Here is a 13,138-nt window from a genome sequence, read left to right on the forward strand (position 1 = left end):
AGGCTAAAGGCTAAAGGCTAAAGGCTAAAGGCTAAAGGCTAAAGGCTAAAGGCTAAAGGCTAAAGGCTAAAGGCTAAAGGCTAAAGGCTAAAGGCTAAAGGCTAAAGGCTAAAACAACAAAAGCGGGTATACCCGCTTTTGTTGTTTTAATAAAGTGCGTCATTGCGAGGGACGAAGCAATCTCTATGCTATACAGAGTGACTCTGCTAATCAGGGATTACTTCGTACCTCCTCGCAATGACGCGTTTTTTATGATGGATTATAAAGTTACTCCGTAATATGATAAGTATAAGCCTGGGTTTGCTGCATTTTTGAGCGCACCCTTTTCAGGCTTTGTTCAATGTTTACCTTTTCTTCGTTTTCAGTTACTTCCATAAACGCTTTTTGATAGGCTTCCAATGCTTTTGTCCACTGCTTGTTCTTTTCATAAAACAGTCCTAAAAGGTCATATATACCTGCAGCATCGGCTCCAGGTGTGTTCAACGCTTTTATAGAGATGGTAGCTACCTGTTTTTCCATATTCAAAAACACCAGCAAATCAAGATAGTGGGTGTAATTATCCGGGAATGATGGTTCCAACTCCATACAGGTTTTAAAATGATAGCCTGCTGTTTGATAATCTTTTATTTCGTAATAATATATGATGCCTAACTGGTAATGTGCCCTGGCATATAAAGGATCGTTACTGATAATCTCGTTCAGTAAGTTCAATCCCTTAGGGGTTTCTCCAAATGATAATTCATCAACGGCCTGCAAATACTTTTCTTCGATAGTATAATAAGTGTCCATAAATTTTGTAATGTATTAAGCCTGCCTAACGCAAACTTTAAATTGAATAAATAATGATGTAAAATTCTGCCGGTGTAATAGTGCTTGCTAAACCGGGCTAGAGAAGAGTATCATTGATGCATAACCCTTCTGCAGTGCTCCCTTAGGCCACATAATATTTTTTGAGCAGAATGAATTGTGAAACAGCATCATTTATTTTTTTTCCAAATTTACACTTATTGCATGAGATTGCAAAATGTGTTGTATACGAGGGCATTATGAGAGACGCATGTGATGCATCTCTATGTAAAAAGACAGACCGTAGAGACGCATTACATACGTCTCCTAATTTTAATATTAATTAAGCAGCAATCGCAGCTTTTGATCCTTCAATCAGAAAATTGGTCTTTAGTTCTTTTTCGGATACAATCACACTGAAATCATCGTACTTTATCCCGTGCTCTAAGGGGTACAGTGTGTAACCTCTTTTTAAAGCATCATATATGCCTAGTTCAAAAATCTCGTCTTGTTTTTTTCCTTTTATCTTGGCGCCGCTTACTAACTGATAAGCGTCGAGTATTTGTTCAAAATTAGTATTCTTCATAGTAGCATAGCTATACAATTACTCTGCCACTTTTTATCCAAACCAGTCAAAAAGGTCGCTTTGCTTTAAATCTGACTTTTGGCTGTTACTCAGATCACGCAATACCAGGCCCTCGCTCATTTGTATAATACGTGTGCCATAATTGTAGGCATCCTTCAGGTTATGGGTGATCAATATTGCAGTCAGTTTAAAATCTGTGATCAGTTTGTCGGCTGTACGCATCACCACATCAGCTGATCGCGGGTCGAGCGCTGCAGTGGGTTCGTCAAGCAGCAGTACCTTGCAGCTATCCATCACACTCATTAATAAAGTTAAAGCCTGGCGTTGCCCGCCTGATAGTGTACCCATTGGCTGCTCTATCTTATTCTCCAACCCCATACCCAGCGTGGCTATTTTTTCCTTTACCTGCTGTTTAAACTGATCATTGATACCGATAGATAATCCCTTGGCTTTAGTACGGATAGCTGCCAGTCTAAAATTATCCAAAATGCTCAGATCAGATGCGGTGCCGCTTATTGGGTTCTGGAAAACCCGGGCAATCCACTGGCTTCTTTTATAATCTGTTAACTTGCTTACATCATTACTATCAATGCTGATACTCCCTATATCTGGAAACTCACTGCCTGCCACCAGGTTCAAAAGTGTGGTTTTACCCGAACCGTTTGAACCTACGATCACCAGGAATTCGTCATCAGTTATATTCAGCTTGATGCCATTAACCGCGTTTACCTGGTTAGCCTTACCCCTATTAAAAACTTTATGAACATCTTTAATAACTATCATGACGCTTTCAGGAATGATAAACGGGGTAAACTCACTATGAGCAGTACAAAACCGGCAGTAATCAGTTTAAGCAGATTAGCATCAACCCCAATAGCTAAAGTAAAGGCCAAAACCAATTGAAATATTACAGCACCGGTAAGCACCAATACCAGGCTGAGCCAAACTTTGGTAATCCGGAACCAATTAATCAGCGTTTCGGCAATGATAACCGAGCCCAAGCCTACGATAACGATGCCTATCCCCATACTGATATCCGCAAAACCCTGAAACTGTACAATCAAATATCCGCTGAGTGCTGTAAGCGCGTTGGCTAGCGCCAGTCCGGTAATTTTCATCCGGTCGGTATTTACACCCAGCGCCCTGATCATGGATTCGCTGTTGCCCGTTGCCCGCATAGCTAAACCAAAATCTGTTTTTAGCAGGTAACCTATTAAAAAAGTGATTACAATAACAAATACCGATAAAATCCAGAAAGCATTCTGATTGGGATCTTTAACTAAATTCAATAAAGAAAACAAGGATGATACACTGATCAGCGGCAAATTTGATCGCCCCATGATGGTTAGGTTAACGGAATAAAGTGCTGTCATGACCAGGATACCGGCCAACAGAGCATTTATCTTTAGCTTGGTATGTATAAGTCCAGTCAAGGCCCCTGCAATTCCTCCCGCGATGATAACCGCAGGTAAAATAATATAGGGCGATTGATGATGAGTAAGCAAAACACCCGTAACCACCCCGCCCAGCGTATAACTGCCATCGGTGGTGATATCGGGTATGTTAAATATCTTCATAGATATATAAATACCCAATGCCAGCGCCGAAAAGCAAAGTCCCTGTAATAAAGCGGTAAGGTAAAAATCCATTATTTAACAGCCTCGAAATTTGACGGGACAGTAATATTATATTTTTTGGCAGCAGCCGGGTTATATACCCGTTTCCTGATCTTCACCATTTGCGGCGCTAAACCATCGGTTTTATGATTCTTCAGGAAGTAGGCGGCCTGCTTGCCAGCCTGGTATCCCCATTGGTAAATATCAGCCCCAAAAGCAGCAACCGCGCCACGCTGTACCAAACCGGCTTCGCTGGTAAATATCGGAACGTTCTTCTGGTTGCAACTTTTCAATATAGTTTCGAACGAAGCAAAAACCGTATTGTCAGGATTGGCAAAAAAGGCATCGATATTTTTGCTCAACAGCGATTGTGTAACCAATTGTGCATCAGCTGATGTATTAACCGGTAAGGCAACAATAGTTATATTTTGCTTTTCGGCCAATGATTTGATCTTGTTCAACGCATCGGTTGATTGTGGTTCTGATTGATTATAGATCATCCCGATCACCAGCTTAGCACCTTTTGGTTTAAGCAGTTTAGGGATAATGGCAAATGAAGTATCGATATAGTTCAGATCCTCCAGCGCGCCGAAAAGATTAGCCGGCGCCTTACCATGTGCATCAAGCACCTTCATACGCTCCGGAACTGGTGATACCATAGCAAATACAGGTATGGTTTTGGTGTTTTGTAATGCAGTTACCGTTGCCAATGTAGTACTGGTAGCCAGCAGATCAACTTTTTCAGATACAAAATAATTCACGATTTGTGTAAGCGTAGGGATATTGCCCTGTGCATTACGGTATTCGATCTGCACTGTTTTTTTATCCTCGCTAAAACCCTCTTTCTTTAAAGCATCGGTAAACCCGGTACGGGCCTGCGCTATAGTAGCATCTTCAAAAGCATCCACAAAGCCAGCTACAGGTACCGAGGTCTGCTTTGGCTTGGGTTTGCATGACACTATGGAGATCAATAAAAACGCGGCGGGTATGTATTTAAAAAACTTCATCGTACTAAGTTATGTAATTGCCCTGAAAGCTAAAAGCAGAACGGTAAAAGGTGAAATTAGTTTTACAAACCCTCGGTAGACTCACCCGGCCTGCGCTTTGCCACCCTCTCTTCGCCTGCGGCGGAAAGAGGGAACTTGCAATCTTTTATCTACACGTGTCATTGCGAGGTACGAAGCAATCTCTATGTTATACAGAGCCACCCTGTAAATCGGGGATTGCTTCGTACCTCGCAATGACACCTGTATAGAAAAGTGTCACAGCCGAAAGAGGCGACGAACACCGCGCCCGTCGAGGTGGGTCTACCTTGCCGCCATCAGCACCTCAATAAATCCTACCTGCGCCGGGTTGATCTTTATTTTGGCAGTATCGGCATCAAACCATTCTGCCCTGTCCACTTCCGGGAATGATTGTTGTTTGCCGGAACGTGGCGGCCATTCTATTTCAAAATGATTGCTTTTGATCGTAGTGTGATCAATATCACCCTCAACAGCCCAGCCATGCACTATTTTTCCGCCTTTTTGCTTTATGGTGTTTAATTGTCTGAATTTGCCGGTAATGGCCTGTCCTGTTTCTTCTTCAAACTCCCGTTTGGCAGCTACCAGCAGGTCTTCGCTATCCAAAACCTCACCCTTGGGGATCGTCCAGCTGCCATTGTCCTTATTCTTGTAAAACGGGCCGCCGGGGTGTACCAGAAAAACCTGCAGCACATCACTAACCCTGCGATATAACAGGATGCCGGCACTTTGTTTACTCATAGATTAATATTTAAAAGCAAGTTAATAAAAGCACAATGTATTATTGTTATTTTTATGACAACCTAAAATACTTTTAACAAAACATGACTGACACCAGGTGGACAACATTTAAACTAATTGCTGATTTTGATACAGATGTACGTAGTATTTACGAAGCGTGGGCCACTCCCGCCGGGCTCGAAAACTGGTTTTTACGCAAAGCCGTTTTTTGTGCCATAGCTGGTCGCGAACGTGAATCGCATGAATTTATAAAGAAAGAAGACACCTATTCCTGGTACTGGTATGGCTATAGCGATGAAACGGTGGAGTACGGACAGGTGCTGGAAAATAATGGCGCTGATCTGCTCAAATTCACTTTTACCGGCGGCAGCATAGTTACCATTGATATACAGAATAAATATGGCTTAACCATAGTTGAACTCACCCAGGAAAACATCCCCGAAGAAAGCGATCCTGCAAAAAATTTGTATGTACAATGCCAAACCGGGTGGACATTCTTTTTAACCAACCTGAAATCGGTAATTGAAGGTGGTAAAGATCTGCGGAATAAAAGAGAGGATCTGTTTAGCAGTTTTAAGTGATTTGTCTGAACCTTGATTAATCAGATTAAAGGACTGACAGGATTTTTCCTTTTTATATTTTATCATGCTGAACGGAGTGAAGCATCTATTATCCAACTTTCATAGTGCATTAATAGATCCTTCGTTCCTCAGGATAACAATGTAAAATCAACAGTAGTATTTCCATTTTATCCTGACAAAAAACAACCACATTATATTTAGCTTTGTCACCAATCAAAAAACTTCTCCGCCTTCTGGCGGAGGCCAGGAACATATGTTTACAGGAATTATAGAAACATTAGGTAAAGTGACCGATCTGCAACAAGATCAGGGCAATTTAAATATCACCATTGAATCGGCTATATCACATGAGCTCAAGATTGATCAATCGGTATCACACAATGGCGTTTGTTTAACCGTAGTAGCGCTGGCCGATGGCCTGCATGTAGTTACTGCTATTGAGGAGACCCTGAATAAAACCAACCTGGCACACCTTCAAGTTGGCGAACCCGTGAACCTGGAGCGCTGTATGCAAATGAACGCCCGTTTGGATGGTCATATTGTACAGGGCCATGTTGATCAAACTGCCATTTGCACCGCCTTTAAAGAACTTGACGGCAGCTGGGAATATACTTTTGAGTACGATACCGCTACCGGCAATGTAACCGTTGAAAAAGGTTCTATCTGTATTAACGGTATCAGCCTAACTGTGGTAAACTCCAAAGCCAATAGCTTTTCGGTGGCCATTATCCCCTACACTTTTGAGCATACTAACCTGCATAATGTGCGCGAAGGCTCGGTTGTAAACCTGGAGTTTGATATCATCGGTAAATACGTAGCCAGGTTGATGCAACGTTAATTCGAATTGGCAAGTTCAGTTACCCTCGATCTGGAATAAGCAAGATATTTCTCCTCCTTAACAGGAGGTTTACTTGCCATGTATTTTTTATAATACTTTACAGCAAGCTTTTTGTTCTTTATATCCGAATCATAAATGGTAGCCAACAGATAGTAAATGATTGGTTTTTCCGTAAACTGTAAGCCTTTTTGATAGGCTAAAATTGCTTTTTGATATTTTTTTCTGATCTCATAACTATCGGCCATTTCGGCATAATAATCACTTATATTGGTTGAAATACCTGCATCAATAGCTTTGCCAAGGTTTTCAATGGCCTTAGGCTGATCTTTAAGTGCTTTGTAAGCTAACGCAGCAATATAAAAACTCGTTTCTGACTGTTCCATAGGTCCTATTCCGGCAAAAGTTTCTACACTACAGGTATAATCCTTCAGATTGTAATACGCAGCACCAAGTTTGGTTAAAACAAAACCGTTACCACTGCCAAGCTGAATAAGTTTTAAACAAGTGCTTTTAACGGCCTCAAATTTTTTTTGTGAATAGGTAAGCTTTAACAGACTTTGCAATAAATTAATATTATCGGGATCTTGATTAATGGCTTCATTCAGTACTTTTTCGGCCGTGTCATATTGTTTAAACGTTACATACATATCACTCAGATCAGCCGCCACATCTGGTTCAGCGGGGTTAATTTTATTGGCTTTTTGAAGATTCACCAGCATCCCCGGCAAATCGCCCTTATCCAGGCATATTTTACTCAATTGTTTAAATACTAAAAAATTAGTAGTATCCTTTCGGCTCAGTATTTTATAATACAACTCGGCTTTTAAGTTATTTCCCCGGCGCAGGTTTATGCCCCCAAGGCTAAACAAAACCGCATTATTAGTTGAATCAATATCATACATACGCTGATAGTATCCTTCTGCATCAGGCAGCTTACCTGCCATTTGCGATGTGTAGGCCAGTTTGCTGAGTACTTTGATATTGGTTACCGGCTCCGGGTATGTTTTTTTCAAATAATCCGCGGCCTCAGCAAAACGCTGATTCTGATAATAATCAAGCAACAAAGAATCATTACCTGTTGATGATTGCTGGGCCTTTAAGTTTAATAATATACCGCAAACGAGTAAAAAAGACAATGTAAACTCTTTCATATGAACTAACGTTTTAGTTTTAAACTAAAGTATTAGTTATAAGTGATAAATCCAAATATTTAAACAATTTTTCCTTTTAGAGGTTAATGAGATATACTGTAAATTAAAAACAAACACTATGGATAAGTTAAAGAAGTTTGGACTGATGGAGAAAATTGTCCATGAACTGGAAGATTTGAAAAACAGTCAGCAGGCTATTATTACCAAGCTTGCCAAAATAGAAGTTGACAATATGGAACTGGGTGATAAAAGGTTGGAAAAAGACCTCCCCGATATGCACCAGCGTGTATCTGATAACCTGGATAACATTGCCAGCATCCTCGAAGATTTTGCCAATCAGACCAGTAATTTTAGCGACAGCAATAACATTCAAGCGCTAAAGGAGCAGGACGCTATTAATAAACTATAAAAATGGATCCCCGGAAACGGGGATTTATCTTTGAGCCATCTTTTTTAAATTACGATTATATTTTTGGATTGCTTTGAGATAATCTTTCTTTCGGGCACTTTCAAGCGCGTCGATATTCGTACTCACCACTTTTTTCAAATGTTCCTCATTAAATTTTTCAATGGGGCCATCGTTGAATTGTAGCGCAACAAATGGCAAATATCCATCACTTAAAAAGGAATATGCACTTATGGGACCGGATATTGTTTTAAACATCCAGCAAGTGTCATTTGCTATTCCTTCAACTTTTTTACCTCCAAAAAGATCACGTGAAATACGAAGGGTTTGGTTTGCAAATATTTTTTTCCTCCTGTTAGTATCCGATCTCGGGTAACTTTTATCTACAAAAAGCAAATAAGCTTTATGTAAGGAAGCATCGGAATATATTTTTGAATCTACAATTTTCTGAGTACTATCTGCCATTGTTACAACAAATGTAAATGAGCGATTGTATTGATTATTGTTTAAGCTTAACATACTCATTTGCATTTGCTGATTCATGAATTGCCTGTTAAGCATATTGTTTACTGCACTCATGTTTTGTGCCGATGCTTTACTTATAATAATAACGCTAAATAAAAAAATGGAGAGATACTTGGCAATAGCCTTCATGTGACAGGGTTTAATGGCGCAAATATCCCCGTTTACCCACATATAAACAAATTATAAAAAAATGAACTCAGAGAAATTTTTTATACATAAGATCCGGCATCTAAGTGTTTTTTGACACAAACATCACTATTCACATTATTTTTATAACCAACTTGTGAACTGAATATAACAATATTACATATATGAAAATAATTATTGTAGGTGCCAGCGGTACCATAGGTAAAAAGGTTACCAAAGCCCTCAGCGTTGAAGGTAATGAGATTGTCACGGCCGGCTCAAAAAGCGGCGATGTACAGGTTGATATTACTTCTACCGAATCGATCGAAGCTTTTTACAAAAAGATTGGGCCATTTGATGCCTTGGTAAGTGTAACCGGAAGCGCTCATTTCGGGCCTTTAGCAACCATGACAGCCAAAGATTTTGATACCGGCCTGCAAAGCAAACTTTTAGGGCAGGTTAATCTTGTGCTGATCGGGCAGCATTATATTAATCCTAAGGGCTCGTTTACGCTTACATCTGGAATTTTATCTGATGACCCTATTGTTCTTGGTGCAAATCTTAGCACAGTAAATGGTGGCATCAACGCTTTTGCCAAAGCTGCCGCCATTGAGTTGGAAAACGGTGTACGTATTAACGCAATTAGCGCCGGTGTTGTAGAAGACGCGCCACACTATTTCCCTTATTTTCCGGGCCATATACCGGTTGCTATGGGCACAGTTGCAAACGCCTATTACAAAAGTGTATTTGGCGCTTTAACAGGGCAAGTTATTACAGTTTGGTAAGTTTGTCTGAACCTGCATTTTTACGATTGAAGGATTAACAGGACTTTTTGGCTTGCGATGAAAGACTTACGAAGTTTTGAAAACTTCGTAAGTCTAAACAATACCCACCAGACTTTGCTTCAATCAGCCTGCTTTACATATATCCCTGGTTGGCCTTATCTTATCATTCCAATACTTCGTATTTTTACAGTTTGGTAATTTTAGTATTACTAACAAATATTAATGAATATTTCAAGAGTATATAAAATAGAAACCGAACGACTCCTAATTCGCTGTTATGAGCCTACCGATGCTGCCCTGCTGCTTGATGCCATTACCATTAGTCTTGATCATTTAAAACCCTGGATGCCCTGGGCAAATAAAGAACCAACAAGTCTGGATGCCAAAATTGACTTACTGCGCAAATTCAGAGGGCAGTTTGACCTGGGTGAGGATTATACGTTTGGAATATTCGATAAAAACGAAACTGAACTCATTGGCTCCACAGGCTTACACAACCGGCTTGGCCCTGCCGAGCGGGAAATTGGCTATTGGATCAGTGCGAAACATTTAAATAAGGGCTATGCACAGGAAGTGGTTTGCGCCCTAACCAAAGTGGGCTTTGAGATCGAGGCACTGGCCCGTATCGAGATTCATTGCGCCCCGCAAAATATCAGGAGTTTAAATATCCCCAGAAAATTGGGGTACAGCCTTGAAAAAACATTATCAGATCCTATCAATTCGCCTGTTGGTAGTATGGTTTGGAGGATGAATAAAGCTGCGTATGACAGGTCGACTATTAAAGCAACACCCTTAAATGTTTTTGATATCGTGGGGCACCAGATCAATATCTAACCGAATTTGGGGATATGGGTTCTTCGTCAGTTTTGGTGAAACTAAGACATCCCAAGGAATAAACTGGAAAATTTTGTATAAATCGCAACTGTATGTGATTTTGGATCACCGCAAATAAGAACCACTTGTATCACTTCACCAAAACTGACGAAGAACCGCTTTTAGCGAAACCCCCACTTAAAGACTTGTTTCAAATAACAAATGTAAAAACAAAAGCCCAAATACGATCTGCAACAACCAGGTTTAAAGCAGTCGGGGGCGAAAAGCTCTTTAAGGAAAATTGCTAGTACGGTATTTCATTTTTAACCCACTCCAATTGGTACAAATTTAATACACCAGGTTCAATTTTTAAATCGGGTCTAAAGTATAATATACCTGTTACGAAATGGCGGGTAAGCTGGTTACTATTGGTGATAACAGCCTCCGAATCAAAAACAGGGTCTTTTCTCAGGAGCCTATCAGATTCAGAATCCAAAACATAAAAGTTTAGTATGAAAGGACCGTCCTCTCCGAGCTCGCTCAAAAATACATCATATTTTTCATTCTGCGGACGGATTTTCAAATCATCGTAATTTAATGTTTTAATCAGTTCTATGTCGTTGTAATAATTAATGCCATTTTTATCTATCGTTATTTTGGTAACATTACTTTTCGTTTTTTTTCGCATCGTTACCATCAGCCATCCAAAAAACCACACCAGCAGTAAGGACAGTACAAGCATTCCTATTTTTAAACTGATTGAAATATGTCTTGAATTAAAAATGAGTATCGTCATTCCTATCAAAGCAATGGGTACAAATACAGACATCAGCCACCCAAATCCTTTGATGAACGAAGTGAGAACGTGGGAATGCCTGGATGTTATTTCGGGGAAATTATTTTTAGTAAATGTCATTTTTAAATTATGTACCTGTGCAATGTGGTAGTATTTGATTTTGTATGAATTTAAAAAGATACAACTAATAACACAAATCTGCCCAATCTAGCGCAAGTCTCAGCGCTTGGCCCGGGTTTTCGCTAAAATGGCACCACCAAATGTGGTGGTTGTACCATTTCATTTTAGTTTTACCCATAAAAAACATAAGTTTGATGCTCATAAATCTATTGATATTTAATGAACCAGGCAATTGAACCGTCAACCGTTCCGGGCTTTATTCGCAATGTTGTAGCCAACATCCATCCAGATAGCCATACTTTTTTAATGCATAAGGTAAAGGATACCTGGGTTGAGATAACCTATAAACAAGCCCTCGAAAAAATAGATGCCATATCGGCCTGGTTCCTGCGTATGGGCATCCAAAAGGGCGACCGACTTTCCCTGCTAATTGAGAACGGTCCTGATTATGTATATTATGACCAGGCCCTGCAGCAAATAGGCGCTATCAATACTTCCATATACCCTACTCTTACCGAAAGCGAGATAGAATATATCCTGAATGACTCGGGCGCTAAAACCATTTTGGTGGGCAATCCCTTCCTGTTTCGCAAGGTGCTTAAAATAGCCAATAACTGCGAAGAACTGGTTCGGATTATCCCCGCATTTGATGATTTTGAAAAATACAGCGACAATCTAAGCCTTAATACAGGCGTAATTGGTTTTGATGAATTGATACAGGAAGGTTTAGGCCTGGTTGAGCAATATCGCCACGCTATAAACGCTGCCCGCGAAGCTATTTTAACATCAGATATTTCCTGTCTTATTTATACCTCGGGTACCACAGGCATTCCAAAAGGTGTGATGTTAACGCATCATAACCTTACCCAAAACGTAATCAATAGTTTGATACAGATCCCTTATATCGAAAAAACTGATCTGTTCCTATCATTCCTGCCGCTCTCGCATGTGTTTGAGCGTACAGCCACTTATCATATTTGTTTGTCAAAAGGCTGTACCATAGCCTTTGCTCAAAGTTTAGAGCTACTGGCCAAAAATATGGGCGAAGTTAGGCCTACCGTACTTTGCTGCGTACCGCGTTTGCTGGAGCGTATACATGATAAAGCCATCAAAAACGGCACATCAGCCGGAGGCGTAAAATCAAAGATATTTTTGTGGGCGTTGGAAATCGGCAAAAAATACCGCCTGGTTAAAGAAGCAGGCAAAAAGCCTGGCATTATCTTAAAGAATCAGCAAAAGATTGCTGAAAAACTTGTGTTCAGCAAAATAAAGGAAAAAACAGGCGGTCGACTGAAATTCATGGTATCGGGCGGCGGCGCCTTGCCAAGAAACATCGGTGAGTTTTTTGGCGATCTGGGCATTGTGATACTGGAAGGTTTTGGCCTTACCGAAACATCGCCGGTAATGGCGGTTACGGAGTATCACCGGGTAATATATGGCACCGTTGGCCGCATTATTCCGGGTATTGAGGTGGCTATCCAAAATGTAGATACGCAACATATTTACACCATACAAACACACGATAATTTTAAGGAAGACCTGACATCAGAAGAAGGTGAGATCATTGTGCGCGGACATTGTGTAATGAAAGGTTATTGGAACAAACCAGAGGAAACCGCAACGGTGATTGATAAGGATGGCTGGTTCCACACCGGCGATATCGGCAGGTTTTACCGCGGTAACCTGCAGATAACCGACCGCCTTAAAAACATGCTGGTAAATGCCTACGGCAAAAACATATATCCTACCCCGGTTGAAAACACCTACCTGAAAAGTCCTAAAATTGAACAGATATTTTTAGTCGGCGATAAGCGCGAATATATTACTGCCATTATTGTACCATCGCGCGAAACCATGCAGGAAACTTTTGGCCTCAAGGATTCATTTTTTGAACAACCTGATGTGTTTGTGGAGGATAAGGAACTGGTTGACTGGATTGGCCAGGACCTGCGTAGGCTAAGCAATGAGCTGGCCAAGTTTGAGCGCATTAAAGCGTTCAAGGTAAAACGCAATCCTTTTAGTATGGACGACGGGGAGATAACCCCTACCATGAAGGCCAAGCGCAAGGTTATTGAAAAGAAATACGCCGCCGACATTGACGAAATGTACCTGCAGGAAGCTGAAGCGGACTAAATACCTCTCCGCGCGTCATTGCGCAGCGTGGCAACCCCCGATATACAGAGCGGCTCTGTATATCGGGGATTGCCACGTCGTTCCTCCTCGCAATGACGCGTGGATAGGGGCCC

The 13,138-nt window shown here is 40.8% G+C and carries 15 protein-coding genes; 6 read left to right on the forward strand and 9 right to left on the reverse strand.

The window, feature by feature from the left end:
• Positions 1-267: 267 nt before the first annotated feature.
• The 6 genes from JWR23_RS02895 to JWR23_RS02920 form a co-directional block, all read right to left on the reverse strand.
• The gene (locus JWR23_RS02895) at positions 268-789 is read right to left on the reverse strand and encodes a hypothetical protein (protein WP_299512745.1); all 522 of its coding nucleotides are present in this window, start codon (positions 787-789) and stop codon (positions 268-270) included.
• A gap of 340 nt (positions 790-1,129) precedes the next feature.
• Entirely contained in the window at positions 1,130-1,372 is a 243-nt protein-coding gene (locus JWR23_RS02900) for a hypothetical protein (RefSeq protein ID WP_299512748.1), read from the reverse strand.
• A gap of 33 nt (positions 1,373-1,405) precedes the next feature.
• Positions 1,406-2,155, reverse strand: a complete 750-nt coding sequence (locus JWR23_RS02905; protein ID WP_299512750.1) for an ABC transporter ATP-binding protein — start codon at positions 2,153-2,155, stop codon at positions 1,406-1,408.
• Complete coding sequence (locus JWR23_RS02910) at positions 2,152-3,021, reverse strand: ABC transporter permease (RefSeq protein ID WP_299512753.1); 870 nt, start codon at positions 3,019-3,021, stop codon at positions 2,152-2,154. Before JWR23_RS02910 ends, JWR23_RS02905 begins: the two co-directional genes overlap by 4 nt.
• Positions 3,021-3,995 (reverse strand): ABC transporter substrate-binding protein, encoded by a 975-nt coding sequence (locus JWR23_RS02915; RefSeq protein ID WP_299512756.1) that lies wholly within the window; start codon positions 3,993-3,995, stop codon positions 3,021-3,023. Before JWR23_RS02915 ends, JWR23_RS02910 begins: the two co-directional genes overlap by 1 nt.
• Positions 3,996-4,295: 300 nt before the next feature.
• A complete protein-coding gene (locus JWR23_RS02920; protein ID WP_299512758.1) occupies positions 4,296-4,751 on the reverse strand; it encodes an NUDIX domain-containing protein in 456 nt (151 codons plus the stop codon).
• 83 nt (positions 4,752-4,834) lie between these two features.
• Here JWR23_RS02920 and JWR23_RS02925 point away from each other — a divergent pair, with 83 nt between their 5' ends.
• Positions 4,835-5,332 carry an SRPBCC domain-containing protein gene (locus tag JWR23_RS02925; protein WP_299512761.1) on the forward strand — a complete coding sequence of 166 codons (498 nt, stop codon included), beginning with the start codon at positions 4,835-4,837 and terminating at the stop codon, positions 5,330-5,332.
• 253 nt (positions 5,333-5,585) lie between these two features.
• Complete coding sequence (locus JWR23_RS02930) at positions 5,586-6,170, forward strand: riboflavin synthase (RefSeq protein WP_299512763.1); 585 nt, start codon at positions 5,586-5,588, stop codon at positions 6,168-6,170.
• On the opposite strand, the gene JWR23_RS02935 is transcribed toward JWR23_RS02930, so the two are convergent.
• Entirely contained in the window at positions 6,167-7,321 is a 1,155-nt protein-coding gene (locus JWR23_RS02935) for a tetratricopeptide repeat protein (protein ID WP_299512766.1), read from the reverse strand. The two genes, JWR23_RS02930 and JWR23_RS02935, sit on opposite strands and share 4 nt — an antisense overlap.
• Before the next feature lie 118 nt (positions 7,322-7,439).
• Between JWR23_RS02935 and JWR23_RS02940 the strand changes: the two genes are divergently transcribed.
• Entirely contained in the window at positions 7,440-7,730 is a 291-nt protein-coding gene (locus JWR23_RS02940; protein WP_299512769.1) for a hypothetical protein, read from the forward strand.
• Between the two features lie 24 nt (positions 7,731-7,754).
• On the opposite strand, the gene JWR23_RS02945 is transcribed toward JWR23_RS02940, so the two are convergent.
• A complete protein-coding gene (locus tag JWR23_RS02945; RefSeq protein ID WP_299512772.1) occupies positions 7,755-8,381 on the reverse strand; it encodes a hypothetical protein in 627 nt (208 codons plus the stop codon).
• Between the two features lie 182 nt (positions 8,382-8,563).
• Between JWR23_RS02945 and JWR23_RS02950 the strand changes: the two genes are divergently transcribed.
• The gene (locus JWR23_RS02950) at positions 8,564-9,163 is read left to right on the forward strand and encodes a short chain dehydrogenase (protein ID WP_299512775.1); all 600 of its coding nucleotides are present in this window, start codon (positions 8,564-8,566) and stop codon (positions 9,161-9,163) included.
• 222 nt (positions 9,164-9,385) lie between these two features.
• The gene (locus JWR23_RS02955; protein ID WP_299512778.1) at positions 9,386-9,997 is read left to right on the forward strand and encodes a GNAT family N-acetyltransferase; all 612 of its coding nucleotides are present in this window, start codon (positions 9,386-9,388) and stop codon (positions 9,995-9,997) included.
• Between the two features lie 283 nt (positions 9,998-10,280).
• Here the strand turns inward: JWR23_RS02955 and JWR23_RS02960 are convergent, their stop codons facing one another.
• Complete coding sequence (locus JWR23_RS02960; RefSeq protein WP_299512781.1) at positions 10,281-10,892, reverse strand: hypothetical protein; 612 nt, start codon at positions 10,890-10,892, stop codon at positions 10,281-10,283.
• Between the two features lie 219 nt (positions 10,893-11,111).
• On the opposite strand from JWR23_RS02960, the gene JWR23_RS02965 reads away from it, so the two are divergent.
• Positions 11,112-13,025: a long-chain fatty acid--CoA ligase gene (locus JWR23_RS02965; RefSeq protein WP_299512784.1), complete on the forward strand. Its 1,914-nt coding sequence runs from the start codon at positions 11,112-11,114 to the stop codon at positions 13,023-13,025.
• Positions 13,026-13,138 lie beyond the last annotated feature (113 nt).

It is taken from the genome of Mucilaginibacter sp. (genome assembly GCF_028288205.1).
In the GTDB taxonomy this organism is placed as follows: Bacteria; Bacteroidota; Bacteroidia; order Sphingobacteriales; family Sphingobacteriaceae; genus Mucilaginibacter.

Bases quoted from the DNA above. Each gene is read 5' to 3' on its own strand.
- JWR23_RS02895 (WP_299512745.1), bottom strand. From the start codon at position 789: ATGGACACTTATTATACTATCGAAGAAAAGTATTTGCAGGCCGTTGAT.
- JWR23_RS02900 (WP_299512748.1), bottom strand. From the start codon at position 1,372: ATGAAGAATACTAATTTTGAACAAATACTCGACGCTTATCAGTTAGTA.
- JWR23_RS02905 (WP_299512750.1), bottom strand. From the start codon at position 2,155: ATGATAGTTATTAAAGATGTTCATAAAGTTTTTAATAGGGGTAAGGCT.
- JWR23_RS02910 (WP_299512753.1), bottom strand. From the start codon at position 3,021: ATGGATTTTTACCTTACCGCTTTATTACAGGGACTTTGCTTTTCGGCG.
- JWR23_RS02915 (WP_299512756.1), bottom strand. From the start codon at position 3,995: ATGAAGTTTTTTAAATACATACCCGCCGCGTTTTTATTGATCTCCATA.
- JWR23_RS02920 (WP_299512758.1), bottom strand. From the start codon at position 4,751: ATGAGTAAACAAAGTGCCGGCATCCTGTTATATCGCAGGGTTAGTGAT.
- JWR23_RS02925 (WP_299512761.1), top strand. From the start codon at position 4,835: ATGACTGACACCAGGTGGACAACATTTAAACTAATTGCTGATTTTGAT.
- JWR23_RS02930 (WP_299512763.1), top strand. From the start codon at position 5,586: ATGTTTACAGGAATTATAGAAACATTAGGTAAAGTGACCGATCTGCAA.
- JWR23_RS02935 (WP_299512766.1), bottom strand. From the start codon at position 7,321: ATGAAAGAGTTTACATTGTCTTTTTTACTCGTTTGCGGTATATTATTA.
- JWR23_RS02940 (WP_299512769.1), top strand. From the start codon at position 7,440: ATGGATAAGTTAAAGAAGTTTGGACTGATGGAGAAAATTGTCCATGAA.
- JWR23_RS02945 (WP_299512772.1), bottom strand. From the start codon at position 8,381: ATGAAGGCTATTGCCAAGTATCTCTCCATTTTTTTATTTAGCGTTATT.
- JWR23_RS02950 (WP_299512775.1), top strand. From the start codon at position 8,564: ATGAAAATAATTATTGTAGGTGCCAGCGGTACCATAGGTAAAAAGGTT.
- JWR23_RS02955 (WP_299512778.1), top strand. From the start codon at position 9,386: ATGAATATTTCAAGAGTATATAAAATAGAAACCGAACGACTCCTAATT.
- JWR23_RS02960 (WP_299512781.1), bottom strand. From the start codon at position 10,892: ATGACATTTACTAAAAATAATTTCCCCGAAATAACATCCAGGCATTCC.
- JWR23_RS02965 (WP_299512784.1), top strand. From the start codon at position 11,112: ATGAACCAGGCAATTGAACCGTCAACCGTTCCGGGCTTTATTCGCAAT.